This is a genomic window from Streptomyces sp. NPDC058464 (assembly GCF_042721035.1).
Classification (GTDB): Bacteria; Actinomycetota; Actinomycetes; order Streptomycetales; family Streptomycetaceae; genus Streptomyces.
This window is the reverse complement of the sequence record NZ_JBHXMA010000029.1, coordinates 86,526-112,320: the sequence shown is the minus strand read 5'-3', so window position 1 is coordinate 112,320 and position 25,795 is coordinate 86,526. Positions and strand designations below refer to the sequence as shown.

Below are 25,795 nucleotides of genomic sequence, written 5' to 3'. Positions count from 1 at the left end.
AGGGTGACCGACTAATGAAGATCATCCTCACCCACGAGGTCTCTGGCCTCGGCGCCGCCGGCGACGTCGTCGACGTCAAGGACGGCTACGCCCGCAACTACCTGATCCCGCGGAAGTTCGCGATCCGCTGGACCAAGGGTGGCGAGAAGGACGTCGAGCAGATCCGTCGTGCTCGCAAGATCCACGAGATCCAGACCATCGAGCAGGCCAACCAGGTGAAGGCCCAGCTCGAGGGCGTCAAGGTCCGTCTGGCCGTCCGTGCCGGCGACGCCGGTCGCCTCTTCGGTTCCGTCACCCAGGCCGACATCGCTTCGGCGATCAAGGCTGCCGGTGGCCCCGAGGTCGACAAGCGTCGCATCGAGGTCGCTTCGGCGATCAAGACCCTGGGCGCCCACGAGACGTCCGTGCGTCTGCACCCCGAGGTTGCCGCCAAGGTCAACATCGAGGTCGTCGCGGCCTGACGCTGCGCTCGGCTTGAGCAGTAGCTGGAAGGGGCTGCACCTGTAAAGGTGCAGCCCCTTTGGCTTGGCTGTTGACGATGTGACGCGGTGGGTGTTTCACGTGAAACGTGACAGCCCGCGCTGTTTCACGTGAAACCGTCGGCAGGGCGAAACCGTCGGCAGGGCGCATCGGTCAGCGCGTTGCACCGGTCACGATCCACCGGCCGGAGCGAGCGCGCAGCCACAGGGTGAGCATCCGCACGGTCATCATCAGCGTCATGGCTCCCCAGAGCGCTGTGAGCCCGCCACCGTGGGCGGGGACGACCAGTGCCACCGGCGTGAAGACCGCAAGAGTCAGGACCATGGCCCCGGCGAGATACGGCCCGTCTCCTGCGCCCATCAGTACGCCGTCGAGTACAAAGACCACGCCGGAGATCGGCTGGGAGAGCGCCACGATGAGCAGCGCGGGCAGTGCGGTGTTCTTCACGGCGGAGTCGCCGGTGAACAAGGGGAGAAAGAGCGGCCGACTGGCGATCACCAGCAAGCCCAGGACCACTCCGGTGGCGATGCCCCACTGAACCATCCGTCGGCAGGCTTCGCGGGCGCCGACAGGGTCTTCCGCTCCGAGATAGCGGCCGATGACTGCCTGCCCGGCTATCGCTATCGCGTCCAGGGCGAAGGCCAGCAGGCTCCACAGGGACAGCACGATCTGGTGGGCGGCGATGTCGGCATCGCCCAGCCGGGCCGCCACGGCGGTGGCGATCATGAGGATGGCGCGCAGTGAGAGCGTCCGGACGAGCAGGGGTACGCCGGCCTGAGCCGAGGCCCGTATCCCGGCGGCGTCGGGTCGCAGCGAAGCACCATGCCTGCGTGCGCCGCGTACGACGACGGTCAGATAGACCGCTGCCATTCCGCACTGGGCGAGGACCGTGCCCCAGGCGGATCCGGCGATCCCCAGTCCGGCGCCGTAGACGAGCGCCGCATTGAGCCCGGCGTTGGCGATGAATCCTGCGACGGCGACGTACAGCGGCGTCCGGGTGTTCTGGAGGCCGCGCAGGACGCCCGTGGCGGCGAGCACGACCAGCATGGCCGGGATCCCGAGGGAGGAGATCCTCAGATAGGTGGTCGCGTAGGGGGCCGCGGTGGCCGAGGCGCCGAAGACGTCCACGATGCCGGGGGCGAGAGGCAGGACGACGGCGATGACGGCGGCTCCCAGCAGCAGTGCCAGCCAGATGCCGTCCATGCCTTGACGGACGGCCGCCTGGATGTCCCCGGCGCCGACCCGGCGGGCGACAGCGGCCGTGGTGGCGTAGGCGAGGAAGACGAAGACGCTGACGGCGGTGGTGAGAAGGGCTGAGGCGATCCCGAGACCGGCGAGCTGTGCGGTACCGAGATGGCCGACGATCGCGCTGTCGGCCATGACGAAAAGCGGCTCGGCGACGAGTGCGCCGAAGGCCGGGACGGCCAGTGCGACGATCTCTCGGTCGTGCCGCCGCCGGGTGGCCTCGGAGGTCGGGGGAGCCAGTGACATGAGCGCTAATCTAATCGTCCACAGGTAAGAGATGCAATTGACGAGTGACCCTTACCTGGTGTTGCGCGGTCCGCACTGTCGCGCGCTGTTCGAAGCGATCTTGATCCGACCGGGAAAGTTTTTCTTCTACACAGCCGGTGGATGGGAAAGGTGCAGGTCAGGGCCTATTGTGGAGAGGGATCGAGGGCTTGTTCACAGGGCTGTCCACCGCGTCGTGCACAGGTTTTGGGGGGTTCTCCACAGCATACGGGCGGTCGTCCACATGGCCTGTGGATAACCAGATTGGCTGACGGTGCCCGCGGGCCTACCGTGGTCCGGCACCCGCTCCTTGTCACGGCCTCGGAAACCTCACAAAACCGACGCGTCCAGAACCGGAATGGGGCGTCCCAGTTGTCAGTGCCGTGCCGTAAAAAAGAGGGCATGGCGAGGTCCGCGGTGCGGACGGGAGGAGGTGGCTCGGTGAGCATTTCCGAGCCCTTGGACGATCCGTGGGCCGACGCCGGTCCCGGTGATCGTCTGCCCGCCTCCCGCCGACGGAGCGAGGGCGGCCGCGGCCGGGACGACCGGCACGACCGGGGCCGGGACAGCGGAGACTGGGAGGGCGGGGGCGCCACCTTCGAGCGGGTTCCTCCGCAGGACCTGGACGCCGAGCAGTCCGTGCTCGGCGGCATGCTGCTCTCCAAGGACGCCATCGCCGACGTCGTCGAGATCCTCAAGGGCCACGACTTCTACAAGCCCGCACACGAGACGATCTACCAGGCGATCCTCGACGTCTACGCGAAGGGCGAGCCCGCCGACCCCATCACCATCGCCGCGGAGCTCACCAAACGCGGCGAGATCAACAAGGTCGGCGGCGCCTCCTATCTGCACACCCTCGTCCAGACGGTGCCGACGGCGGCGAACGCCGAGTACTACGCGGAGATCGTCCACGAGCGGGCGGTGCTGCGCCGGCTGGTCGAGGCGGGTACGCGGATCACGCAGATGGGATACGCGGCCGACGGCGACATCGACGAGATCGTCAACAGCGCCCAGGCCGAGATCTACGCCGTCACCGAGCAGCGGACCAGCGAGGACTACCTGCCGCTCGGCGACATCATGGAGGGCGCCCTCGACGAGATCGAGGCGATCGGGTCCCGTACCGGCGAGATGACCGGCGTCCCCACCGGCTTCACCGACCTGGACTCGCTCACCAACGGCCTGCACCCGGGGCAGATGATCGTCATCGCCGCCCGTCCCGCCATGGGCAAGTCCACCCTCGCCCTGGACTTCGCCCGTGCCGCGTCCATCAAGAACAACCTGCCCAGCGTCATCTTCTCCCTCGAAATGGGCCGCAACGAGATCGCGATGCGTCTGCTGTCCGCGGAGGCCCGGGTCGCCCTGCACCACATGCGGTCCGGCACGATGACCGACGAGGACTGGACCCGGCTGGCCCGCCGGATGCCGGACGTCTCGGCCGCGCCGCTCTACATCGACGACTCCCCGAACCTGTCGATGATGGAGATCCGCGCCAAGTGCCGCCGGCTCAAGCAGCGCAACGACATCAAGCTCGTGATCATCGACTATCTCCAGCTGATGCAGTCCGGCGGCAAGCGTTCCGAGAGCCGCCAGCAGGAGGTGTCGGACATGTCGCGAAACCTCAAGCTGCTGGCGAAGGAGCTGGAGGTCCCCGTGATCGCGCTCTCGCAGCTCAACCGTGGTCCCGAGCAGCGCACGGACAAGAAGCCGATGGTGTCCGACCTGCGTGAGTCCGGCTCCATCGAGCAGGACGCCGACATGGTCATCCTGCTGCACCGTGAGGACGCCTACGAGAAGGAGTCGCCGCGCGCGGGCGAGGCGGACATCATCGTCGGCAAGCACCGAAACGGTCCGACGGCGACGATCACGGTGGCCTTCCAGGGCCACTACTCCCGCTTCGTGGACATGGCACAGACCTGATCCACGCCGGGAGGCGGCGCTGACCCGGCCCGTAACGCCGAAATGAACTCGACGCCGGTCCACTCACCAGGTGGACTGAGCGCATGACGACATTCCAGGAAGAGCTGCTCTCCGCCACCCGGCGGGCGCTCCTGCATCGGATCGCGGTGGCCCAGTCCGAAGGCCGGGCGCCGTCGCTGGTGGCGGCGGTCGTGCGAGGCGGGCGGACCGTCTGGCACGGAGCGCGGACCTCGGTGGACGGGCATGGACCGGACGAGAACGTGCAGTACCGGATCGGCTCGATCACCAAGACGTTCACGGCCGTTCTGGTGCTCCGGCTGCGTGACGAAGGGCTGCTCGACCTCGGTGACCCGTTGGAGAAACACCTGCCGGGCACCGGGGCGGGGGAAGCGACCATCGCCGAACTCCTCGCGCACACCGGTGGTCTGGCGGCCGAGTCGCCGGCTCCCTGGTGGGAGCGCACCCCGGGCTCACTGCGGCCGGAGCTGAGCGATGTCCTCGGTGAGCAGCCCCTGCTGCATCCCGTCGGCCGCCGTCACCACTACTCCAACCCCGGCTACACCCTGCTCGGCGCACTGGTCGAGGAGCTCCGTGGTGCCCCCTGGGAGGAGGTGCTGCGGCGGGAGGTGCTCGAACCTCTGGGCCTCGACCGCACGAGCGCTCAGCCGCAGGCGCCGCACGCCGGTGGCTGGGCGGTGCATCCCTGGGCCGACGCCCTGCTTCCGGAGCCGCTGGAGGACCTCGGCCGGATGGCACCGGCCGGGCAGCTCTGGTCGACCACCGGCGACCTGGCCCGCTTCGCCGTGTTCCTGGCGGCCGGGGACGACCGGGTGCTGAGTACCGAGTCGGTACGGGAGATGCGCACCCCGGCGGCCCCCGCCGAGCCCGCCGACGTCCTGGACGGCGCCACCTACGGCCTCGGCCTGCAGATCCAGCGCCGCGACGGCAGGCTGCTCGTCGGGCACTCCGGCTCGCTGCCCGGCTTCCTGGCCAACCTCACCATCAGCGTGGACGACGATGTGGCGGCCGTCGTGCTGGCGAACTGCACCTCCGGCCCACTGCTGTCCGCCACCGGCGCCGACCTCGTCCGTATCGTCGCGGAGGCCGAGCCACGCATCCCCGAACCATGGCGTCCTCTGCCCCAAGTCGATCCCTCTGTCCTGGAGTTGGCGGGCCAGTGGTACTGGGGCACACATCCCTTCGTGCTGCGCATGACGGCCGACGGGCTGGTCTCGCTGGGACCACTGACCGGTGCCGGCCGCCGGGCCCGATTCCGCTCCAACGGTGACGGCACCTGGACCGGCCTGGAGGGCTACTACGCCGGAGAACTGCTGCGGCCCGTACGGCGTCCGGACGGCACCGCGAGCCACCTGGACCTTGGATCGTTCGTGTTCACACGTCAGCCGTACGACGAGACGGCTCCCGTCCCCGGCGGGGTGGACCCCGAGGGATGGCGGGGGATCGGTTAGCGGGCGAGAAGTCGGGGCGGTGTTTCACGTGAAACACCGCCCCTGTGCGATTACTCCGTTCGGCCACAAGCCGCTGAGGTTCAGATTTCGAGCTTGAAGCCCACGTGCGAGGCGGTGAAGCCGAGCCGCTCGTAGAAGCGATGGGCGTCGATCCGTGAGGTGTCCGACGTCAGTTGGACCAACTGGCAGCCCTGGCGGCGGGATTCGTCGATCGCCCACTCGATGAACCGGGTGCCCAGGCCGCTGCCGCGCTCGTCGGCGTGGATACGCACGCCTTCGATGATCGACCGGGTGGCGCCGCGCCTCGACAAGCCGGGGATGACCGTGAGCTGGAGTGTGCCGACGATGCGGCCTTCGCGGACGGCGACCACCAGCTGCTGGTTGGGATCGGCGCTGAGTCGCTCCAGAGCGCTCAGATAGGGCGCCAGGTCGTCCGGTGATTCCCGCTGGGCGCCCAGCGGGTCATCGGCGAGCATGCCGACGATGGCCGGGATGTCGTCGGCGACCGCGGTGCGTATGTCAAGGTCTCCCATGCTCGCAGCCTATGCGGGCGCGTGCAGCGACTCCACGGCCCGGACCAGAGGAGCCAGCTCCGGGTTCCTGGCCGCCTCGTCGAGGGCTTCGCGCAGCGCCGTGTCGTTGGTGGGGCGAGCCTCCTCCAGGAGAAGCAGGCCGGCCTCGGTGACGTTCGTGTAGATGCCACGCCGGTCGGTCGGGCAGAGATAGCGCTCGAGGAGGCCACGGTCCTCCAGGCGGGTGACCAGTCGGGTGGTGGCGCTCTGACTGAGGACGACCGCGTCGGCGACCTGCTTCATCTGCAGATGGCCCCCTTCGCCGTCGTGCTGCCTGCTGAGGACGTCGAGCAGGGAGTACTCGCGCACGCTCAGGTCGTGTCTGGCCTGCAGGGCGCGCTCGATGTGTGCCTCGATCCTCCCGTGCAGCAGGGAGAGGGCGCACCAGCCCTGGGCGAGGGCGGTGAGTGCGGGGTCCGTCGCTGTCATTGGCGTTCTTCCTCCGTCCCGGAGCGGCTGAACCCAGGATAGAGCAAGTGTGCAATAACCATCGCTTGCGTATAGTCCGCGTCTGCAATTATTGTGGACGCACGCAAAGCGCATCTGCAATCGTCTGGGAAGGTCGTACCTCCATGCCTCTCGCGCTTCTGGCCCTCGCGATCGGGGCCTTCGGAATCGGAACGACCGAATTCGGGATCATGGGCCTGCTGCCCGAGGTCGCGGGTGACTTCGGGGTCTCCATCCCGACCGCCGGCCTGCTCGTCACCGGTTACGCACTCGGTGTGGTGATCGGCGCACCGCTGATGACCGTGCTGGGCACGAGGGTTCCCCGCAAGCGGATGCTGATGCTGCTGATGGGCTTCTTCATCGCCGGCAACCTGCTGACCGCCGTGGCCCCCGTCTTCGCCGTCATACTGATCGGCCGGGTGGTCGCCTCCCTCGCCCACGGTGCCTTCTTCGGCATCGGCTCGGTCGTGGCGGCCGACCTGGTCGCACCGAGCAAGAAGGCAGGGGCCATCGCGATGATGTTCACCGGCCTCACCGTCGCCAACGTCGTCGGCGTCCCGCTCGGCACCCTCGTGGGGCAGCACGCCGGCTGGCGCGTCACCTTCGGCATCGTCGCCGCCCTCGGAGTCGTCGGCCTGGCCGGCATCGCCAAGCTGGTCCCCGAACTGCCCGGCCCGCAGGGCGTGCACCTGCGGCACGAACTGGCCGCCTTCAAGAACACCCAGGTCCTGCTCGCCATGGCGATGACCGTCCTGGGCTTCGGCGGGGTCTTCGCGGCCATCACCTACATCGCGCCGATGATGACCCACGTCACCGGCTTCGCCGACGGCTCCGTCACCTGGCTGCTGGTCCTCTTCGGCCTCGGCATGGTCGCCGGCAACCTCGTCGGGGGCAGGTTCGCCGACCGCGCCCTGATGCCCATGCTGTACGTGTCCCTGGGCGCCCTGGCCGTCGTCCTCGCCCTCTTCACGCTCACCGCGCACAGCAAGATCGCGGCCGCGGTGACCGTCGCCCTGATCGGCGCCCTGGGCTTCGCCACCGTCCCGCCGCTCCAGAAGCGCGTCCTCGACCAGGCGCACGGCGCCCCCACCCTGGCCTCGGCCGTGAACATCGGCGCCTTCAACCTCGGCAACGCCCTGGCGGCCTGGCTCGGCGGCATCGTGATCGCCGGCGGCTTCGGCTACACCTCCCCCAACTGGGTCGGCGCCGCCCTCGCCGCGGCCGCCCTCGTCCTCGCCTTCCTGTCGGCCGCGCTGGAGCGCCGTGACAGCGCCCCGAGCGCGGTGGTCGCCAGTGGCACGCCCGCCGGACAGACGGCGTCGGTCCACCACTGACCGCCCGCAATCTCACCGCACCTCAGCACCATCCAAGGAGAACCATGAGCACCACCACCCTCGCCCCGCTCACCATCCAGGACGCCGAGTTCCTGATCGCCGAGGCCGGCCGTGCCGCCGAGGCGGCAGGGGTCACCGTCAGCGTCACCGTCCTGGACGCCGGGGGCCATCTGCTGGCCTTCCGACGGGACGACCGTGCCGTGCTCATCTCGGGTGAGACCAGCACCCGCAAGGCCTACACGGCGCTCCAGCTGAACACCCCCACCGCCGACCTCGTCGACGCCGTCCAGCCCGGCGGCCTCTTCCACACGCTGCCCACCGCGCTCGACCGGCCGCTGCTGTTCATCGCGGGCGGTGTCCCCGTCCAGCGGGACGGCCGGCTCATCGGGGCGATCGGTGTCGGCGGTGGTGCGCCCGACCAGGACCACGGGTTCGCCTCCGCCGCCGTACAGGCACTCGCCTGACAGCAGCCCCGCTCGACGTGAACGCCGGCTCCCTCAGGCAGCCGGCGTTCGCCGTGTCGAGGGCCTCTCAGCCCGCCGCGACCGTCAGTGGTGCGAACCGGCGTGTCCAGTCCCCCGGCAACTCCGTGATGCCGTAGGTCATGACGGAGTTCATGGCGACGGAGGCCAGCCCTCGCGCCTTCGCCCAGGCCAGCAGTTCCTCGTGCCGGACGTCGATGTCGGTACGGAGCGGTCGATCGGTGTGGGCGGCGAGCGAGGCGATCAGGGACTTCGCCGTCTCGGTGTCACGGGCGATCAGCGGCCCGACGACATGCGTGTCCATGTTGGGCCAGGCGGCCGCGTACCCGGCGATCCGCCCATCGTCCACGGCGACGTGCAGCAGGTCCGAGAACGCGGGCAGCCGGGTGATGAGAAGGGTGCGGTCGACGCCGAACACCTCCTCGTCCAGCCGGAGGATGGAACCGAGGTCCTCCGCGGTGGCCGGCCGGGTCGCCATCCGGGGCTCGGCTCCGCCCCGCGTGAAGGGCCCGGACAGCATCTCCGAACGTCCCGTGACCTTGAACCCCAGCTCCTCGTAGAGCGGACGGCCGTACGGCGTCGCGTACAGGGTCAGGGGAGTCGTCCCCATCGCCGAGACGATGTGCCGCATCAGGCGGCGCCCGATGCCCTGGCGGGCGTGCCGTTCGGCGACCAGCACCATGCCGACCGCGCCCAGATGCGGGCGTTCCCTCGGGCCGTACTCCGTGGTGACGCAGGCGGCGACCAGGCCTCCGCCGGGGTCGTCGATGCCGTATCCCCTCCCGGCGGTGAGGAGCAGGCGCCACTTGTGTTCCTCACGGGGCCACCCCCGGTCCTCGGACAAATCGGCGCAGGCGCTGAGATCGCGTGGCGTCAGTCGGCGAATGGGCAGAGGGGCGTCGGAAGGAGTTGACACGCAGGTCAGGCTTGCCGACCGAGCCCCCTGGCGTCCACCTGTTTCAGGGCACACGCACATGCTTTTGGCCATGTCGTAGCCCCAGGCACACCCCCTGGACAGACCCGAGACGTTTCACGTGAAACATCGCTTTATGGCAGCCGTCCGTAGCCGCCCCGAGGGGCGGTGACTGCTTGCCGTTAGCCTCGGGGGCATGGCGCGACTTCATCTCTTCGATCTCGACGGCACATTGCTGCACGGGACTTCCGCGCCCGTCGAGATTTCCCGTCAACTCGGTCTGGAAGCAGAGACCATGGAGCTGGACCGGGCGATTTCAGCGGGACGGATAGATCCGCCGGAGTATGCGACGCGGGTGTACACCCTTTGGGCCGAGCTGACTGACGCGCAGGTGACGGCAGCATTCGACGGCGCGCCGTGGCTCGCCCGTATCCGGGACGTCTGGGCCGAGATCAGGGGATCGGGGGACTACTGTGCGGTGGTCTCGCTGTCGCCCTCGTTCTTCGTGGAGCGTCTGCTGGACTGGGGAGCCCATGCGGCCTTCGGATCGCGCTTCCCGGCGGTGCCGTTCGTCGAGCCCGTGGATCCGGCGGGAGTGCTCACCGCCGCCGCCAAGGTGACGATCGCGGACCGCTTGTGCGAGCAGTTCGGAGTCGGCCGGGCGGACTGTGTCGCCTATGGCGACTCGATGTCGGACCGGGACTTGTTCGCCGCGGTTCCGGTGTCCGTGGCGGTCAATGCGGACGGACATCTCGCCGGTCTGGCGACGTACTCCTACACGGGCAGGGATCTATGGGATGCCTATGAATTGGCGCGCGGCGCCCGGTAATTGAGGGAACCGATGGTTCGCCCGTTGCCAGATTCAAGGGGGAGGCAGGGGGGACTTGTGCGCGCGGCGACGGCCGGTAGGGTCGACTCCGGTTAACGTCCGGGGCTGGACGCTTCCGCGGGAGTGATTGCGGCCCATGTCACACTCTCGCCTTACTTGTCCGTACACGGGGAATTGCGGGTTGAATGTGGTCGTGTCGGCCACGGGGCCTGACCGGGGAGAGCTAGCCGTCAACGGGGGAAAGCAAGCACCTTCCGAGTGAAGTGCGCAGACCGACCGCAAGATGTTCGAGGCGAGGGCACACCATGGACGCTCCGACCACCACGTCGGCGGGCAACGACGGGGCCGGCGGAGGCCACTGGTTCGCCCCCCACGACAGGCCCGCGTTCCACCCCTCCGCCGGGCCTCCGGTCGTGGCGCCGGGCGGAGGGCAGGAAACGCCTCAGAGCCGTCCTCCCGTGCCCGCGGAGCCCCGGGAGCGAATACGGCCGACGGCGGAGCCGCCGCGCCTTCAGGGGGCCGCTCAGGCCCCACCCGGTGGGCAGCCCGTGGCTCCCGGCCCCTTCGGGCCTCCGGCCGGGCACCCCGCACCCGGCACCTTCGAGCAGCGCGTCCCGCCACAGCGCAGTACACAGCAGACGCAGGGCGCCTCCCCGGACGCGATCCGAATCCGCAGCACCATGGCCGAGGTCGGTCCGATCGCCGACAAGGTCACCTCGTACTTCTACGCGCTGCTCTTCGTCCGCCACCCCGAACTGCGTTCACTGTTCCCCGCCGCCATGGACACCCAGCGGGACCGGCTGCTGAAGGCGCTGCTCACCGCGGCCGAGCACATCGACAACACGCCCGTCCTGGTCGAGTACCTGCAGAACCTGGGCCGCGGTCACCGCAAGTACGGCACCAGGCCCGAGCACTACCCGGCTGTCGGCGAGTGCCTCATCGGCGCATTGAGCAGGTACGCCTCGGGCATCTGGGACCCCGAGACAGAGGCGGCCTGGGTACGGGCGTACACGACGATGTCCCAGGTGATGATCGACGCGGCGGCCACGGACGAGTTGCGCGCCCCGGCGTGGTGGCACGCGGAGATCGTCGCCCATGACCTCAGGACCGCGGACGTCGCGGTGCTCACGGTCCGTCCGGACCAGCCGTATCCCTTCCTCGCCGGGCAGTACACGAGCCTGGAGACAGCCTGGTGGCCGCGGGTGTGGCGGCATTACTCCTTCGCCTCCGCGCCCCGCTCGGACGGCCTGCTCATGTTCCATGTGAAGGCCGTCCCCGCCGGCTGGGTCTCCAACTCGCTGGTACATCGCGCCCGCCCTGGTGACGTCGTCCGCCTCGGCCCGCCCGGCGGCTCGATGACCGTCGACCACACGAGGGACAACGGGCTGCTCTGTCTGGGCGGCGGCACCGGCATCGCACCCATCAGGGCGATGGTCGAGGAGATCGCCGAACGCGGCGCGCGCCGCCCGGTCGAGGTGTTCTACGGGGCCCGCACCGACCACGATCTGTACGACATCGACAACCTGCTCCGGCTCCAGCAGATCCATCCCTGGCTCGCGGTCCGGGCGGTCGTCGACCAGCAGGCGCACCTCCAGCTCCCCGACGCCATCCGTGGGTACGGCCCGTGGGTCGATTACGACGCCTATCTCTCCGGCCCGCCCGGAATGATCCGCAACGGGATCACCGCGCTGCGGGACGTCGGCATCCCCGCACACCGCATCCGGCACGACTCGGTCGAGGAACTGGTCGTCGTCGGCGACTGATCCCTTATCCGAGGTCCGGGGCGTGCATGGCCCGCACACCCTCGATGTTGCCGTCCAGGTAGTGCCGCAGTGACAGCGGTACGAGGTGCACGGAGGCGATCCCCACCCGGGTGAAGGGGACGCGCACGATCTCGTACTCGCCGGTGGGCTCGTCGACTTCGGGTCCGTGCCGCAGGGCCGGGTCCATGGACTCCAGCCGGCAGACGAAGAAGTGCTGCACTTTCACACCGGTCGCGCTGCCGTTGTCGCCGATGTGTTCCACGGTGTCCACGAAGCAGGGCACCACGTCGGTGATCTTCGCGCCGAGCTCCTCGTCCACCTCGCGGTGCAGGGCGTCGACGACGGTGGCGTCCTCCGGCTCGACCCCGCCACCGGGGGTGAGCCAGTAGGGATCGACACCAGGCTTGGTGCGCTTGATCAGAATCAGGTTGTCGCCGTCCAGGAGGACGGCACGGGCGGTGCGCTTGACCACGGGTCGGACGGTCATGGGAGGAATGTGGCCCAGCTGGTTCCACGTGAAACATCGCGAGGCGCCACCGTGCGGACGCATCGCGTTAACTCAGCAGGACATGCTCAGCCCCAGTCCGAGGCCGCGTGCTGAAGCCACTCGTGCGCCCGTGCCACATGGGGCATGGCGAGTGTGCCGGTGCGTACCACGAGGAAGTACGTCCGCAAGGGTGGCACCGCGGGATCGTGCAGTGCCACGACCTCCCCGCGCTCCAGAGCGGCCGTGCACAGATACCGGGGCAGTACGGCGAGGCCGGCACCCGCGACCGTACAGGCGAGGACCGCGCGCAGATCGGGCACCACGACCGTGCCCGAGGCGGCCGGACGCGTGTCGAAGACGGAACCCCAGTAGCGCGAGACGAACGGCAGCGACTCATGGACCTCGACGACCGGCAGGTTCTCCAGGGCGGCCCAGCCTTTGCCACGTACGGCGTCGGCGCCGATCTCCTCGGACCAGCGTGGAGCGGCGACCAGCACGTGCTCCTCGTCGCAGAGCGCGGTGGCGGTGAGCAGAGCGCCGCGGGGCCGGGCCGTACTGATGGCCAGGTCATGGTGACCGGCGGACAGCCCCTCCAGGGTCTCCTCGGCGTTCCCGAACGAAGCGCGCAGCGCGAAGCCCTGGCCGTCGTCGCCGGCGAGCTCCGTGAGTGCGGGAAGGGCACGTTCGGCGGTGAACTCCGGTGGGCCGGCGAGATGCAGGGTGCGCACCGAGGAGTCGTCGTCGAGGCCGCGTTCCGCTATCTCCACGAGGGCGTCGAGATGCGGGGCGGCCTTGTGGGCGAGTTCGTCGCCGATGGTCGTGGGGGTCACCCCACGGGCCTGGCGCAGGAAGAGCGGGCGGCCCAGCTGCCGTTCCAGGGTCCGGATCTGGGAGGTCACGGCCGGCTGCGAGAGACCGAGCAGGGCGGCGGCGCGGGTGAAGGAGCCGGCCCGGTGCACGGTGACGAAGGTGCGCAGCAAGGCCAGATCCATCGCACGCCCTCCCGGTTCGCCCTGCCCCTTTCCGGCCCCCGGGCAGGTCCCCAACTATAAATAAGTCGATAGGTCTCTGTCGCTACAGTGATTGGACACTGACGCAGAGTCAACTAGCCTTGGTCGCGCGGTTCTTGGCGCGCGAGAACCGGGACGGTCCGAGCCACGAGGGGGGAGGCTCGGACCGTCCGTTATGCGTAGCCGGACCCGCTGAGGCGTCCGTAATCCGGTCACCGGTCCGACTCGTCGAGCGCGCGCAGCACATCGGCGACGAGATCTTCGGGATCCTCCGCACCGACCGACAGCCGGATGAAGCCCTCCGGTACGTCGTCCCCGCCCCAGCGCCGCCGCCGCTCGGCCGTGGAACGCACCCCGCCGAAGCTCGTGGCATCGTCGACCAGCCGCAGGGCCTGAAGGAAACGCTCGGCACGCGTGCGCGTGGGCAGCGTGAAGGAGATCACCGAGCCGTAGCGGCGCATCTGCTGCGAGGCGATCTTGTGTGCGGGATCGTCGGACAGCCCGGGATAACGCAGGCCGGTCACCTCGGGCCGCTCGCGCAGTGCCTCCGCGAGCAGCAGGGCGGTCGCGTTCTGCCGGTCCACCCGCAGCTGGAGGGTGGCGAGGGAGCGATGGGCCAGCCAGGCCTCCATGGGTCCGGAGATCGCCCCGATGATCTTGCGCCAGCGGCGTACGGCGGTCATGGCCGCCGCGTCGCGCCCGGCGACGTACCCCAGCAGCACGTCTCCGTGGCCGGTGAGCTGCTTGGTGCCGCTGGCCATGGAGAAGTCGGCACCCAGCGCCAGCGGCCGCTGGCCGAGCGGGGTGGCGAGGGTGTTGTCGACGGCGACGAGGGCGCCACGCGCGTGTGCGGCCTCGGCGAGGCGCCGGATGTCGCAGACGTCGAGCCCGGGGTTGCACGGCGTCTCGATCAGCAGCAGCTTCGCCCCGTCCAGGGCGTCGAGCTGGGCGTCGCCGGCGGTCGGTGCGGTGCGCACCTCGATGCCGTACGCCTCCAGCTGGGCGCGGACCAGGGGCAGCACCTGATAGCCGTCGGAGGGCAGCACGACCGTGTCCCCGGCGCTCAGCTGCGAGAAGAGCACCGCCGCGACGGCCGCCACACCGGAGGCGAACACCAGCGTCTCGACGTCCGCCTCGCCGGGCGCCTCCAACTCGCCGATGGCCCGCTCCAGATGGGTCCAGGTCGGGTTCTCGTCGCGCCCGTAGGCGTACGGTCCGCTCACCTCGCCCGGCAGATGGAAGTGCGCGGCGAAGACCGGCCCGGGCAGGGTCGGCTCGTTCTTGACCGGCTCGGGCAGCCCCGCGCGCACCGCCCGCGTGCCCTCGCCCATGGCCGCCTCGCTCATGCCGCCGTTCCCTCCACTTCGTCCCGCACCGCGGCGAGCAGCCCCTCGCTCGCCGCCTCCACCATCTCAAGGCACTCCTCGAAGCCGTCCAGACCGCCGTAGTACGGATCCGGTACGTCGAGGTCGTCACCGGCCGCCGGGTCGTACGCGCGCAGCAGGCGCACCTTGCGCGCGTCCTCCTCGGTGGGGGCCAGCCGCCGCAGGACCTTGAGGTGACCGGAGTCCAGGGCGATCACGAGGTCGAGCCGGCCGAACCAGGACGCCTGGAACTGGCGGGCGGTGTGGTCGCTGCCGTAGCCGTGCTCCGCGAGGACGCGGACGGTGCGCGGGTCGGCGCCGTCGCCCTCGTGCCAGCCGCCGGTGCCGGCACTGTCGGCCTCGACGCGGTCGTCGAGCCCGGCCTCGGTCACGCGGGCGCGGAAGACGGATTCGGCCATCGGGGAACGGCAGATGTTGCCGGTGCAGACGAAGCAGACACGGTAGGTCATCGGGTGCTCAGTCCGAGTCGGGAAGGACCATGTTGAGGGCCCAGGACACGATCGAGATGATCAGACCGCCGAGGACGGCCGTCCAGAAGCCCTCCACGTGGAAGCTGAGGTCGAGCTTGTCGCACACCCACGACGTCAACAGCAGCATCAGCGCGTTGACCACCAGGGTGATCAGGCCGAGGGTGAGGATGAACAGCGGGAAGGTCAGGACCTTCACGATCGGCTTGACCACGAAGTTCACCAGGCCGAAGACCAGGGCGACCAGGATCAGCGTCCAGACCTTCTTGGCGGTGCTGTCGCCGGTCAGGGTGATCTTGTCGAGCAGCCACACGGCGACCGCCAGGGCGCCCGCGTTGGCGATCGTCTTGACTACGAAATTCTTCATGTGTCTGATCGTGGCAGAAGAGATCGGATGCAAATAGTGAGGCGAGGGCGACAACTGAGATGAAGGCATTCCGGCTGGACGAACTGGAGGCGGAACGCGCCGCCAACGACGGGGCATACCTGCAGTTCCTGCGGGAACGGAACATGTCGGTCGGTCTCTACGCCCTCGACGCGGGCTCGCACGACCCGCAGCAGCCGCACAACCAGGACGAGGTCTACTTCGTCGTCAGCGGCCGCGCCGCGATCACCGTCGGCATGGAGACCACGCAGGTGGCGCGCGGCAGCGTGGTGTACGTTCCGGCCGGGGTGGCCCACAAGTTCCATCACATCAGTGAGGATCTGAGGGTTCTGGTGGTCTTCTCTCCCCCCGAGGCCTGACCTCGGCTCTAGGGGTTCCCTAGGGGAAGGGTCAGGGGAGGACAAGGGATCAGGGACCTCCGAACGGCCCCCTCGCGGCTCTAGCATCGAGTGCAGGACATCGCATCGTGCGGGACGCACGAGACCGTACGTGCCGGAGCGCACGAGAAGGCGGAGGACAGGGCAATGCGAGAGATCTTCACGGGTCTGCCGTGGTGGGTGAAGTGGATCGCGGTGCCGGTCATCGCGCTGGTCGTGTTCGGCGGCCTGATCACGGCCGTGATCAGCTGGGTGGTCTTCCTGCTCTTCAAGCTGCTGATCTTCGTGGCGCTGGTCGGCGGACTGATCTACATCGTGCGGAAGTTCATGTCGAACTCCTCGTCGAAGAGCGACTGGTGAGGACCGTGGGAATCGGTGGCCGGTAACAGGAATCACCGGTTCCCTCGGGGGAGGGAAGTTTCCCGCACAGCCGGACCGGGAGCGGTGGCGGACGGTTAGAGTCGCTGACCCCCTCGCGCTCCGGGAGTGACCCTTGGCCACGCTTGACGCCGCCCCCGCACCCACGGAACATCCAGCACCCCCCGTCCAACGACGTTCCGGCACACCCCCCGTGCAGCGGCCGGCCGGCCCGGTCGACCCCGCACAGCCACACTCGGCCACGCTCATCGGCTCCGTGCAGCGCGCGATGCGCCTGCTGGAGTGCGTCGCCGGACACGCGCACGGCGCACCCGCCAAACAACTGGCCCGGGAGACCGGCCTCGCGCTGCCCACCGCCTACCACCTGCTGCGCACCCTCGTTCACGAGGGCTACCTGCGCCGCGACAAGGGGCTGTTCTTCCTCGGTGAGGCGGCGGAGCGGCTGAGCAGCAGCGGAGCACAGCAGAAACGTCGCAGCGCGGTCGTCGACACCCTCGCCCACTGGCGCGATTCGATCGGTGTCCCGGTGTACTACGCCATGTACCGGGACGGCGAGATCGAGGTCATGTGCGTCTCCGACTCCCCGGGGACTCCGGCGGTCGAGGAGTGGGCCGGCTTCCGCGAGACCGGGCACGCGCACGCCATCGGCCAGTGTCTGCTCTCCCAGCTGGACGAGGACGTCCGCCGCGACCATCTCGGCCGCTATCCGGTGCGACCCCTCACCCCGTACACGGTCCGTGACGACCAGACCCTGCTGCGACGGCTGGAACGGACGCGGCGGATGGAACCGGTGGTGGAGCGCCAGGAGTACGCACTGGGGACGGTCTGCGCGGCGATCCCCCTCACCGTCGGCACCACGGCCGCCACGATCGCCGTCTCCCTCCCTCTCCACCAGGCCGACCGGCTGCTGCCCGCCGTCCGGCAGTTGCAGGGCGAAGTGAGCCGGCATCTGGGCTCCCTGGCGATCGCTATCAGTATCTGAAAACTCACTCCTTGTGATCTCCCGTGTACGTTCAGCAAGATTTGACCACCATCAAGGGATAAATCCCGGCCAGTCGGTGTCATATGACGGGGTAGGCAATGCGCGAGTCCGTACAAGCAGAAGTCATGATGAGCTTTCTCGTCTCGGAGGAGCTCTCCTTCCGCATCCCCGTGGAGTTGCGCTACGAGACCTGTGATCCCTATGCCGTCCGGCTCACCTTCCACCTGCCCGGGGACGCGCCGGTGACCTGGGCCTTCGGCCGGGAGCTGCTGATCGACGGGGTGGGGCGGCCGTGCGGCGAGGGCGATGTGCACATCGCGCCCGCCGATTCCGAGGTGCTGGGCGAGGTGCTGATCCGGCTTCAGGTCGGCGGCGACCAGGCGGTGTTCCGGTCCTCCGCACCTCCGTTGGTGGCTTTCCTCGACCGTACGGACAAGCTGGTGCCGCTCGGCCAGGAGGGTTCGCTCGCCGACTTCGACGCCCACCTCGACGAGGCCCTGGACCGCATCCTGGCCGAGGAACAGAGCGCCGGCTGAAGCGTTACGGTACGGGACGCACGCCGCTCCGCCGAGCCGCGTGAGGACGCGCAGGAACGCTTCTGCGCGTCCGGTGCGAGGCCTCTGCCGGCACGCTTCTTCTCATGCGGACCGTCCGTGCCTCACCTCGTGCTTCGTGGACGGCCTCCTCCCGGGCCGTCCACCGCGCCTCACCGCTTCCGGCGCCGTCCCCGTCCGCCCCGTGCCGCGGCCGGCGCGGCCTCCACGGACACGGCTGTCTCCGTGCCCGGCCGGTCGGCGGACACCACCAGGGCCGCGAGCAGCGTGGTGACCGGCACCGAGGCGACCAGGCCGATCGAACCGACCAGGGTGCGCACGATCTCCTCGGCGACCAGCTCGCTGTTGGCGACCGTGGCCACACTGCTCTGCGCGATCGAGAAGAGCAGCAGCAGCGGCAGCGCGGCACCCGCATAAGCCAGGACGAGGGTGTTGACGACGGACGCGATGTGGTCACGGCCGATACGGATGCCCGCCCGGTACAGCCCACGCCAGCCCATTGTCGGGTTGGCCTCGTGCAGCTCCCAGACGGCCGAGGTCTGGGTCACCGTCACGTCGTCCAGGACACCCAGCGAGCCGATGATGACACCGGCCAGCAGCAGACCGCTCATGTCGATCGACGGATACAGGCCGTGGATCAGGCCGGTGTTGTCGTCGGTGTTGCCGGTGAGCGCGGCCCAGTCGATGAACTCCGAGCCGAGCAGTCCGATCAGGCACAGCGAGACCAGCGTGCCGAGCACGGCCACCGAGGTCCGGGCCGACAACCCGTGGCAGATGTACAGGGCGATCAGCATGATGGCGCTCGACCCGACCACCGCCATCAGCAGCGGGTTCGAGCCCTGCAGGATTCCCGGCAGGATGAACAGGGTCAGCACCAGGAAGCTGACCGCCAGCGCGACCAGCGCCATCACACCGCGCAGCCGGCCCACCACCACCACGGCGAGCGCGAAGATCCCGGCCAGCAGCGCCATCGGGAACTTCCGGTTCACGTCGGTGACGGAGTACTGGAGGTCCTTGGGCGCGGAGGGCTCGTACGCTGCCACGACCTTCTCGCCCTCGTGCAACTGCCGCGACTGGTCGGGCTGCACGATCTCGGTGAAGGTACGGCCCTTGTCCTTGCCGGCGTCGACCCGGACCGTGGCCTTCTTGCAGGTGTCTCCCTCCTCCTTCGAGGAAGCGCCGTCGGCGGTGGAGGTGTCTCCGGCCGAGCCGCCGCCGGAGGCGTTGACCGACTTGCAGCTGACCGAGACGACCTTGGTGACCGTCGCCGCCTGCGTCTGGCGGTCGAAGCCGACGCCGGTGCGCTCGTGCGGCGGGGCACCGCCGGGCCACAGCACCACCAGGCCGACCACGACCGCGGCGGTGAAGGGGATCAGGATCGCCGCGATGACCTTGCGCAGATGCTTGGAGACGGGCGCGGCGGGGCCGTGGCTGTGGCTGTGCCCGTGCGAGTGGCCGTGACCACCGCCGGGTCCGGAGCCGCTCTGGCCGGTGCTCGGACCGGGCGCATGGCCATGGGGCCGGCCGTTGGCCGAATGGCCATGGGCCTCTCCGTGGCCGTGACTGTGGCCGGGGGCCTGGCCGTTGTCGTGATGGTGGGTGTGGCTGAGGGCGTGCCCCTGGTCGTACTGCTCGCCCTGACCGTGGGTGTGTCCGTCACCGGCACCATGGCCCCCGTGGCCGGGTCCGCCGCCCTGCGCGGCGCCGTTGCCGCGCCGCGGCTCGGGGGGCGGATAGGGGTGCTGCTGTGTCGAGGTCACCGCCCGATCATCGCAAGAACGGCAGGGGCCCTCTGTTCACCGCGCCCGAATTGACGCTAGCGTGGAGGCACCTTTGCACACGCGGGAGCTCGGAGCACCGGGCTGAGAGGGCGCTGACCTCCGTATTCGCGATGTTTCACGTGGAACGAGTGATGTTTCACATGAAACGCCGCCCGACGGAAGCCGCTGCGTCGACCGCCGAACCTGTTACCGGGTAATGCCGGCGTAGGGAGTAGGTCTCATGGCCAACAAGGACGCACGCACGCCTGCCTTCAGCCAGGACGAACAGCCCATTTCGGGTGAAAAGTCGCCGGAGGTCGGGAAGTCCATCGGCTGGCACAAGGGGTATGTCGAGGGCACCCGCCCCGATCTGCGGGTGCCGGTCCGTCAGGTGCACCTCACCAACGGGCAGTCGGTCACGCTCTACGACACCTCGGGCCCGTACACCGATCCGCTCGTCGAGACCGACGTCCGCAGGGGCCTGCCGCCGCTGCGGGAGAACTGGATCATCGCCCGCGGCGACACCGCCGAGTACGCGGGCCGGCCCGTCCGTCCCGAGGACGACGGGATCAAGCACACCTCGCCGCGTGGTGGCCTGCGCAACCTGGACGCGGTCTTCCCGGGCCGCCCGCGCCAGCCGCGCCGCAGCCGGGACGGCGAGGCGGTGACGCAGCTCGCGTACGCCCGCCGGGGCGAGATCACCCCGGAGATGGAGTACGTGGCCATCCGCGAGAACGTTTCTCCCGAGGTGGTCCGCGAGGAGATCGCGGCGGGCAGGGCCGTACTGCCCGCCAACGTCAACCACCCGGAGATCGAGCCGATGATCATCGGCAAGCGGTTCCTGGTGAAGGTCAACGCCAACATCGGCAACTCCGCGGTCACCTCCTCCATCGAGGAGGAGGTCGAGAAGATGACCTGGGCGACCCGCTGGGGCGCCGACACGGTCATGGACCTCTCCACCGGCCGCAACATCCACACCACCCGCGAGTGGGTGCTGCGCAACTCCCCCGTCCCCATCGGCACGGTGCCGCTGTACCAGGCCCTGGAGAAGGTCGACGGCAGGGCCGAGGAACTGACCTGGGAGATCTACAAGGACACGGTCGTCGAACAGGCCGAGCAGGGCGTGGACTACATGACTGTCCACGCGGGCGTACGCCTCCCGTACGTGCCGCTCACCGCCAACCGCAAGACCGGGATCGTCTCGCGCGGCGGCTCGATCATGGCGGCCTGGTGCCTCGCGCACCACAAGGAGTCGTTCCTGTACGAGAACTTCGAGGAACTCTGCGAGATCCTCGCCGCCTACGACGTCACGTACTCCCTGGGCGACGGCCTGCGCCCCGGCTCCATCGCGGACGCCAACGACGAGGCCCAGTTTGCGGAACTGCGTACCCTCGGGGAACTCAACCGGATCGCGAAGCGTTTCCACGTACAGACGATGATCGAGGGCCCGGGCCATGTCCCGATGCACAAGATCAAGGAGAACATCGACCTTCAGCAGGAGATCTGCGATGAAGCTCCGTTCTATACGCTCGGCCCGCTGACCACGGACGTCGCGCCGGCGTACGACCACATCACCTCCGGCATCGGTGCCGCGATGATCGCCTGGTGGGGCACGGCGATGCTCTGCTACGTCACGCCCAAGGAGCACCTGGGCCTGCCCAACCGGGACGACGTCAAGACCGGCGTCATCACCTACAAGATCGCCGCCCACGCGGCCGACCTCGCCAAGGGCCACCCGGGCGCACAGGAGTGGGACGACGCGCTGTCCGACGCCCGCTTCGAGTTCCGGTGGGAGGACCAGTTCAACCTCGCCCTGGACCCGGATACGGCCCGAGAGTTCCACGACGAGACGCTGCCGGCGGAGCCGGCGAAGACGGCGCACTTCTGCTCGATGTGCGGGCCGAAGTTCTGCTCGATGAAGATCTCGCAGGACATCCGGCGCGAGCACGGCGGGAGTCGGGACGAGGTCGAGGCGGGGATGGCTCAGAAGTCGAAGGAGTTCGCGGCTGCGGGGAACCGGGTGTATCTGCCGATCGCGGACTGAGGGCGGACCCGGGAGTGTGCCGGAGGCTCGGGAAGTGGGCTCCGGCACACGGCCCGGCCGTCGGGACCGCCTCGGCTATCGGGCTCGCCATGCCTCGACGTGGGCCAGCACGTACGCGGCGAGTTCGGGTGGGTGCAGGTCGAGTGCGGTCACGGCGGTGGGGTTCGGCGGGATCCGGACCGGCTCGAAGTCGCCGGTGTCCACCTCGGGGCCGTCGCGGCGGTCCGGGTCCGTGTCCAGCAGGTCGGCGAGGAAGAAGTGCCGGGTGACGGTGAGCGTCCCGCCCGGTTCGGTCACGGTCAGGAGGGGTGTGGCGGGACCGATCGTGGCGCCGATCTCCTCCATGACCTCCCGGCGCAGTGCCGCTTCGAGACCGGCGTCGTCGGGTTCGACGCTGCCGTCCACCGTCGTCCAGTACGGGGAGCCACCCGGCCATCCCCGGCGCAGGAGAACCAGGTGGTCACCGTCGAGCAGGACCACGCGCACCTTGTGACGGACCTTCATGGACGGACCTTCATAGGGGGACGGTGGTGCCTTTCACGGGACCATGACGAGCTTTCCGGCGGTGCGGCCGGCCTCGATCGCGCGGTGGGCCTCGGCGGCCTCGGACAGCGGGTAGGTGTCCTGGACGAGTATCCGCAGCCTGCCCGCCTCGATACGTTCCGTGATCCGTTCCAGCAGCTCACCGGAGGGGGCGGCAGTGACCCACACGTAGCGCATCCCGCGCTCGGCCGCCTGGCGTTCGTCCGTTCCCGGGTCGATCGACGCACCGACGAGCAGGCCGCCGGGGCGCAGCACATCGAGGGAGCGCGGTCCGTAGGAGCCGCCGACCAGGTCCAGAACCGTGTCCACCGGAGCCACGGCGGACTCGAAGCCGGTGGTCGTGTAGTCGATCAGCTCGTCGGCACCCAGCCCGCGCAGCAGGTCGTGCCGGCCGCCCCGGGCCGTGCCGATGACGTACGCCCCCAGCTCCTTGGCCAGCTGCACCGCGACATGGCCGACGCCACCGGCCGCCGCGTGGATGAGCACCCGGTCACCGGGCCGGACCCGCGCCAGCACCGCCAGTGCCTGCCAGGCGGTCACCGCGGCGAGGGGGACGGCACCCGCGACCGCCAGATCCACGTTCCCGGGAGCGGGGGCCAGCGCCCCGGCCGGTACAGCGGTGAACTCGGCGTACGCACCGCGCCGGGAGACCGGCAGCAGGCCGTACACCCTGTCGCCCGGGGCGAACCGTGTCACGCCCTCACCGACCCGCTCCACGGTGCCTGCGACATCGTTGCCCGGCGTCCACGGCAGCTCGACCAGCTCCGGCACCCGGCCGGAGCGGAGCACCGCGTCGCCGGGATTGACCCCGGCCCCGGCGACCCGCAGCAGGACCTCTCCGGGGCCCGGCTCCGGTATGCCGGTCTCGGCGTACTCCAGCGTCTCGGGACCACCGAACACGGACTGGACGACGGCATGCATACGGGCGGACATCGGATCAGGGCTCCTCGGCGACGGGGAGCGACAGGCCGCGGAGGCTAGCGGCGGGTCGCGGTCGTTGTGGTGGCCGCGGCGGTCGCGGCGCGTTCCATGTTCGGCCCCGGCAACCGCCCTGTGGAAGAAGGCACTTTCCTGATATCGAGGTTCCTCATGGATACCGGCTTCGACTTGAGAGAACACGGCGGCGTGGACGTCTTCCTGCGCGACTGCCCCACCCGTGCCGTGCTGGACGTGATCGCCGGCAAGTGGACCATGCTGGTGCTGGTGGCCCTTGCGGACGGCCGGCCCATGCGGTTCGCGGAGCTGCGCAGACGGCTGGACGGCGTGACACCGAAGGTGCTGACGCAGACCCTGCGCGCGCTGGAGCGGGAGGGACTGCTGACGCGCACGGTGTATCCGACGGTGCCGCCGCGGGTCGAGTACCGGCTGACCCGGCTGGGCCGGGAGGCGGGCGGGCTCGTGCAGCGCATCACCGACTGGTCGCAGGCGAACGTGGCCGCCATGCAGGCGGCGCGGGAGGAGTTCGACGGGCGCGCTGCCCGTCAGCTCCCCGGCGCGGCCTCCTAGACCGGTTGTCCGGCCTGCGCCCCCTGGCCGGGGGCGCAAGCCGGCGTCATTCCGGCTGGTGTTCCGGGCCTCCGAAGTCCGGGCTGGTGTAGTCCGGGCTGGTGAAGCTCGGGCGGGGGGCGGGTGCGGCGCCGTCGTCGGTGCTGAAGCCGGGACGGTCGTAGCCGAGCCGCGGCATCCGGCCCGCCGGGCTCGACGGGGCGGTGTGCCGCAGTCCGGCCGTGCCGGTGTCGGTGGCCAGTGCTTCCCGCAGGAAGGGCAGGATGCCGCGCTCCAGCAGGGCGTCCCGCCAGGCCTCGCGGGCCTTGGCCACCTCCCCGCCGGGTTCGCCGTAGGCTCCGGCCTCCAGCGAGGGGCTGTTGCGCAGTGCGGTGAGCAGCAGTCCCGCGCCGGCCATGATGATGGCGGCCGCGGTCACGACGCCGAACACCCAGCCCGCGGTGAGCATGGTCTGGGCGAACGCCGGGGCCGGGTCCAGCATCTTCAGGACGTAGCCGACGAGCAGGAAGATGGCGGCGGCGGTACCGGCGAGCACGGGCGCCAGGACCAGGGCGAGGGCGAAGCCTCCGGCGCCGGTCGTCTCGGCGGCCTCGCCGAGGGTGGTGGCGAGCCCCATGGCGCCGCCCGCGCCCGGCTCCACGGAGCCGGGTTCGTGGACGGCGGCCGGGGTGGACCGCGCCGGATTGCGCAGTTCCTCGCGGACCTTCACATAGTGCTGGTACTCGGTCGCCGCGGCCGCCGTGATCAGAGTGGTGGCGTTGAGCGCCATGGTGCGCAGCTGTTCGGTGTTCAAACGCTGGCCTATACCGGCCAGTTCGGGACGGTACTGGGCGGAGCGCAGCGCCTCGTCGAGGATCCGCTCGTACTCCTGGCGGTCCTCGCTGTGCAGGTGCTGCGGAACGCTGTTCATGTGCATCCCCCGATGCTCCGTAGGGCTGGTGGCTCGCACGCCGGCGAGCCGTCGGGCAGAAACGGAGGGGAGCCTGCTACGGATAAACCGATGGTAGAGCCGTTACGGCACGCGGTGACAGGGGGTTGCCGGAAATTGGGGGTGTCCCGCGTGTGACGTCGGGGGGATCGAACAGCCCGGCGAAAGCTCAGTTGTCCAGCGGAAGTTGCCTCACCAGCAGCTTTCCGGCCATGGTCACGCCGCCGTCCATGGCGATGGCGAGCCCGTCGGCGTAGACGTGCGGTCCCTCCACAACGGGGCCGTTGCCCTCTTCGCCCTCCTCGGAGCCGACTTCTCCCAGCAGATAGGGAATCGGGCTGTGTCCGTGAACGATGCGGGTGCCTCCGTACGTATCGAGAAGGGAACGGACGGCGTCTGCACCCCCCTCGTCGCGGAAGGAGAAGCGCTTGGTGAACTTGCGGAACAGATCCCACACCTCGTCCGCGTCATTACGCGTGATGGTCTCGCGGACCGTGTCGTTGACCGCCTCGATCGAGTCGCCGTAGTCGAGGTAGGCGGTGGTGTCGGAGTGGACCAGCAGATAGCCGTCGACCTCCTCGACGGCGTCCAGGCGGGCCATCCACTGCAGGTGGTGGTCCTGGAGCCGGTCCATGTCGGTCTTCTGGCCGCCGTTGAGCAGCCAGGCCGCCTGGAAGGTGGCGGTGCCCGCGCCGGAGTTGACGGGGGTGTCGCCGAACCGCTTGGCGCCGAGCAGCAGCAGTTCGTGGTTGCCCATGAGGGCCTTGCAGTAGCCGCCGGCCGCGGCCGCCTCGGCGGACAGTCGCATCACCAGGTCGATGACGCCGATGCCGTCCGGACCGCGGTCGGTGAAGTCGCCGAGGAACCACAGCCGGGCGGTGCCCGCACACCACTGTCCGTCCGCGTCGATCAGACCCTGCTCGCGGAGCGCGGCGAACAGCTCGTCGAAGTAGCCGTGCACGTCACCGACCACGAACAGCGGGCCGGGGCCGTTCCCGGGCTGCGCGGCGGGGCCGGCGGCCGGTTCGACGGGCGTCTGGAGCGTGTCGCCGCGGTGGATGACCGGCAGGTCGCGCTGGGTGGGCGTGTATCCGTCCGGATATCCCTCGGGGTACATGTCGTCGAGCGGTGGGACGACGTCGCCGGGGTGGGTGCTGGGGGCGTACGGACCGGTCTCGTTGACGTACCCGGGCACCCGGAAGTCGCGCAACGTCGCCGTCCGCTCCGCCTCGGGTCCCTGACCGGCCCCCTGAGTCATCAGACCCCTCCACCAT

The 25,795-nt window shown here is 69.6% G+C and carries 27 protein-coding genes and 1 riboswitch; of the genes, 13 read left to right on the top strand and 14 right to left on the bottom strand.

Going from position 1 to position 25,795, the window contains the following annotated elements:
• Positions 1-14: 14 nt before the first annotated feature.
• On the top strand, positions 15-461 hold the full coding sequence (rplI, locus tag ACFWPQ_RS33500) for a 50S ribosomal protein L9 (protein WP_046727591.1): 447 nt from the start codon (positions 15-17) through the stop codon (positions 459-461).
• A gap of 172 nt (positions 462-633) precedes the next feature.
• Here the strand turns inward: rplI and ACFWPQ_RS33495 are convergent, their stop codons facing one another.
• Positions 634-1,971, bottom strand: coding sequence for an MATE family efflux transporter (locus ACFWPQ_RS33495; protein WP_384043058.1), 1,338 nt, complete (start codon positions 1,969-1,971; stop codon positions 634-636).
• 459 nt (positions 1,972-2,430) lie between these two features.
• Here ACFWPQ_RS33495 and dnaB point away from each other — a divergent pair, with 459 nt between their 5' ends.
• Positions 2,431-3,906 carry a replicative DNA helicase gene (gene dnaB / locus ACFWPQ_RS33490; protein WP_361285203.1) on the top strand — a complete coding sequence of 492 codons (1,476 nt, stop codon included), beginning with the start codon at positions 2,431-2,433 and terminating at the stop codon, positions 3,904-3,906.
• 83 nt (positions 3,907-3,989) lie between these two features.
• Positions 3,990-5,375, top strand: a complete 1,386-nt coding sequence (locus ACFWPQ_RS33485) for a serine hydrolase domain-containing protein (RefSeq protein WP_384043054.1) — start codon at positions 3,990-3,992, stop codon at positions 5,373-5,375.
• A gap of 80 nt (positions 5,376-5,455) precedes the next feature.
• On the opposite strand, the gene ACFWPQ_RS33480 is transcribed toward ACFWPQ_RS33485, so the two are convergent.
• Together ACFWPQ_RS33480 and ACFWPQ_RS33475 are read right to left on the bottom strand one after the other, a co-directional pair.
• Positions 5,456-5,908 (bottom strand): GNAT family N-acetyltransferase, encoded by a 453-nt coding sequence (locus ACFWPQ_RS33480; RefSeq protein ID WP_384043051.1) that lies wholly within the window; start codon positions 5,906-5,908, stop codon positions 5,456-5,458.
• A 9-nt stretch (positions 5,909-5,917) separates the two neighbouring features.
• On the bottom strand, positions 5,918-6,376 hold the full coding sequence (locus tag ACFWPQ_RS33475) for a MarR family winged helix-turn-helix transcriptional regulator (protein ID WP_384043048.1): 459 nt from the start codon (positions 6,374-6,376) through the stop codon (positions 5,918-5,920).
• A 143-nt stretch (positions 6,377-6,519) separates the two neighbouring features.
• Here ACFWPQ_RS33475 and ACFWPQ_RS33470 point away from each other — a divergent pair, with 143 nt between their 5' ends.
• Together ACFWPQ_RS33470 and ACFWPQ_RS33465 are read left to right on the top strand one after the other, a co-directional pair.
• On the top strand, positions 6,520-7,728 hold the full coding sequence (locus ACFWPQ_RS33470; RefSeq protein WP_384043045.1) for an MFS transporter: 1,209 nt from the start codon (positions 6,520-6,522) through the stop codon (positions 7,726-7,728).
• Between the two features lie 44 nt (positions 7,729-7,772).
• Positions 7,773-8,192: a heme-binding protein gene (locus tag ACFWPQ_RS33465; protein ID WP_384043043.1), complete on the top strand. Its 420-nt coding sequence runs from the start codon at positions 7,773-7,775 to the stop codon at positions 8,190-8,192.
• Positions 8,193-8,259: 67 nt separating this feature from the next.
• Here the strand turns inward: ACFWPQ_RS33465 and ACFWPQ_RS33460 are convergent, their stop codons facing one another.
• A complete protein-coding gene (locus ACFWPQ_RS33460; RefSeq protein WP_384043040.1) occupies positions 8,260-9,126 on the bottom strand; it encodes a GNAT family N-acetyltransferase in 867 nt (288 codons plus the stop codon).
• Between the two features lie 193 nt (positions 9,127-9,319).
• On the opposite strand from ACFWPQ_RS33460, the gene ACFWPQ_RS33455 reads away from it, so the two are divergent.
• Both ACFWPQ_RS33455 and ACFWPQ_RS33450 read left to right on the top strand, forming a co-directional pair.
• A complete protein-coding gene (locus ACFWPQ_RS33455; RefSeq protein WP_361285183.1) occupies positions 9,320-9,952 on the top strand; it encodes an HAD-IB family phosphatase in 633 nt (210 codons plus the stop codon).
• A 662-nt stretch (positions 9,953-10,614) separates the two neighbouring features.
• Positions 10,615-11,715 (top strand): globin domain-containing protein, encoded by a 1,101-nt coding sequence (locus tag ACFWPQ_RS33450; RefSeq protein ID WP_384043147.1) that lies wholly within the window; start codon positions 10,615-10,617, stop codon positions 11,713-11,715.
• Positions 11,716-11,719: 4 nt separating this feature from the next.
• Here ACFWPQ_RS33450 and ACFWPQ_RS33445 read toward each other — a convergent pair whose 3' ends face one another.
• From ACFWPQ_RS33445 to ACFWPQ_RS33425, 5 genes are all read right to left on the bottom strand, one after another.
• On the bottom strand, positions 11,720-12,202 hold the full coding sequence (locus ACFWPQ_RS33445; protein ID WP_384043036.1) for an NUDIX domain-containing protein: 483 nt from the start codon (positions 12,200-12,202) through the stop codon (positions 11,720-11,722).
• A gap of 86 nt (positions 12,203-12,288) precedes the next feature.
• A complete protein-coding gene (locus ACFWPQ_RS33440) occupies positions 12,289-13,194 on the bottom strand; it encodes a LysR family transcriptional regulator (RefSeq protein ID WP_384043033.1) in 906 nt (301 codons plus the stop codon).
• A 230-nt stretch (positions 13,195-13,424) separates the two neighbouring features.
• Positions 13,425-14,558 (bottom strand): cystathionine gamma-lyase, encoded by a 1,134-nt coding sequence (locus tag ACFWPQ_RS33435; protein ID WP_384043030.1) that lies wholly within the window; start codon positions 14,556-14,558, stop codon positions 13,425-13,427.
• Positions 14,555-15,046 (bottom strand): low molecular weight protein-tyrosine-phosphatase, encoded by a 492-nt coding sequence (locus ACFWPQ_RS33430; protein ID WP_384043027.1) that lies wholly within the window; start codon positions 15,044-15,046, stop codon positions 14,555-14,557. The genes ACFWPQ_RS33435 and ACFWPQ_RS33430 overlap by 4 nt, the downstream gene beginning before the upstream one ends.
• Before the next feature lie 7 nt (positions 15,047-15,053).
• Positions 15,054-15,431 (bottom strand): phage holin family protein, encoded by a 378-nt coding sequence (locus ACFWPQ_RS33425; RefSeq protein WP_384043024.1) that lies wholly within the window; start codon positions 15,429-15,431, stop codon positions 15,054-15,056.
• 59 nt (positions 15,432-15,490) lie between these two features.
• On the opposite strand from ACFWPQ_RS33425, the gene ACFWPQ_RS33420 reads away from it, so the two are divergent.
• The 4 genes from ACFWPQ_RS33420 (at position 15,491) to ACFWPQ_RS33405 (ending at position 17,722) form a co-directional block, all read left to right on the top strand.
• The gene (locus ACFWPQ_RS33420) at positions 15,491-15,808 is read left to right on the top strand and encodes a cupin domain-containing protein (RefSeq protein ID WP_089100494.1); all 318 of its coding nucleotides are present in this window, start codon (positions 15,491-15,493) and stop codon (positions 15,806-15,808) included.
• 165 nt (positions 15,809-15,973) lie between these two features.
• Positions 15,974-16,186, top strand: a complete 213-nt coding sequence (locus ACFWPQ_RS33415; protein ID WP_089100495.1) for a DUF5326 family protein — start codon at positions 15,974-15,976, stop codon at positions 16,184-16,186.
• A 211-nt stretch (positions 16,187-16,397) separates the two neighbouring features.
• Positions 16,398-17,186 carry an IclR family transcriptional regulator gene (locus tag ACFWPQ_RS33410; protein WP_384043020.1) on the top strand — a complete coding sequence of 263 codons (789 nt, stop codon included), beginning with the start codon at positions 16,398-16,400 and terminating at the stop codon, positions 17,184-17,186.
• Between the two features lie 98 nt (positions 17,187-17,284).
• Positions 17,285-17,722 (top strand): SsgA family sporulation/cell division regulator, encoded by a 438-nt coding sequence (locus ACFWPQ_RS33405; RefSeq protein WP_189262811.1) that lies wholly within the window; start codon positions 17,285-17,287, stop codon positions 17,720-17,722.
• Between the two features lie 170 nt (positions 17,723-17,892).
• Here ACFWPQ_RS33405 and ACFWPQ_RS33400 read toward each other — a convergent pair whose 3' ends face one another.
• On the bottom strand, positions 17,893-19,500 hold the full coding sequence (locus ACFWPQ_RS33400; RefSeq protein ID WP_384043016.1) for a YibE/F family protein: 1,608 nt from the start codon (positions 19,498-19,500) through the stop codon (positions 17,893-17,895).
• 71 nt (positions 19,501-19,571) lie between these two features.
• Positions 19,572-19,749, top strand: a riboswitch (TPP riboswitch).
• Between ACFWPQ_RS33400 and thiC the strand changes: the two genes are divergently transcribed.
• The gene (gene thiC, locus ACFWPQ_RS33395; protein WP_384043014.1) at positions 19,742-21,544 is read left to right on the top strand and encodes a phosphomethylpyrimidine synthase ThiC; all 1,803 of its coding nucleotides are present in this window, start codon (positions 19,742-19,744) and stop codon (positions 21,542-21,544) included. Its footprint overlaps the riboswitch before it by 8 nt.
• A 75-nt stretch (positions 21,545-21,619) precedes the next feature.
• Here the strand turns inward: thiC and ACFWPQ_RS33390 are convergent, their stop codons facing one another.
• Together ACFWPQ_RS33390 and ACFWPQ_RS33385 are read right to left on the bottom strand one after the other, a co-directional pair.
• Positions 21,620-22,048 carry an NUDIX domain-containing protein gene (locus ACFWPQ_RS33390; RefSeq protein WP_384043011.1) on the bottom strand — a complete coding sequence of 143 codons (429 nt, stop codon included), beginning with the start codon at positions 22,046-22,048 and terminating at the stop codon, positions 21,620-21,622.
• 33 nt (positions 22,049-22,081) lie between these two features.
• Positions 22,082-23,020: an NADP-dependent oxidoreductase gene (locus ACFWPQ_RS33385; protein WP_384043008.1), complete on the bottom strand. Its 939-nt coding sequence runs from the start codon at positions 23,018-23,020 to the stop codon at positions 22,082-22,084.
• A gap of 156 nt (positions 23,021-23,176) precedes the next feature.
• On the opposite strand from ACFWPQ_RS33385, the gene ACFWPQ_RS33380 reads away from it, so the two are divergent.
• Positions 23,177-23,593, top strand: coding sequence for a helix-turn-helix domain-containing protein (locus tag ACFWPQ_RS33380; protein ID WP_361285148.1), 417 nt, complete (start codon positions 23,177-23,179; stop codon positions 23,591-23,593).
• 46 nt (positions 23,594-23,639) lie between these two features.
• Here ACFWPQ_RS33380 and ACFWPQ_RS33375 read toward each other — a convergent pair whose 3' ends face one another.
• Both ACFWPQ_RS33375 and ACFWPQ_RS33370 read right to left on the bottom strand, forming a co-directional pair.
• Entirely contained in the window at positions 23,640-24,509 is an 870-nt protein-coding gene (locus ACFWPQ_RS33375; protein ID WP_384043005.1) for a hypothetical protein, read from the bottom strand.
• A 181-nt stretch (positions 24,510-24,690) separates the two neighbouring features.
• Positions 24,691-25,779, bottom strand: a complete 1,089-nt coding sequence (locus ACFWPQ_RS33370) for a metallophosphoesterase (RefSeq protein ID WP_361285143.1) — start codon at positions 25,777-25,779, stop codon at positions 24,691-24,693.
• Between the last annotated feature and the right edge of the window lie 16 nt (positions 25,780-25,795).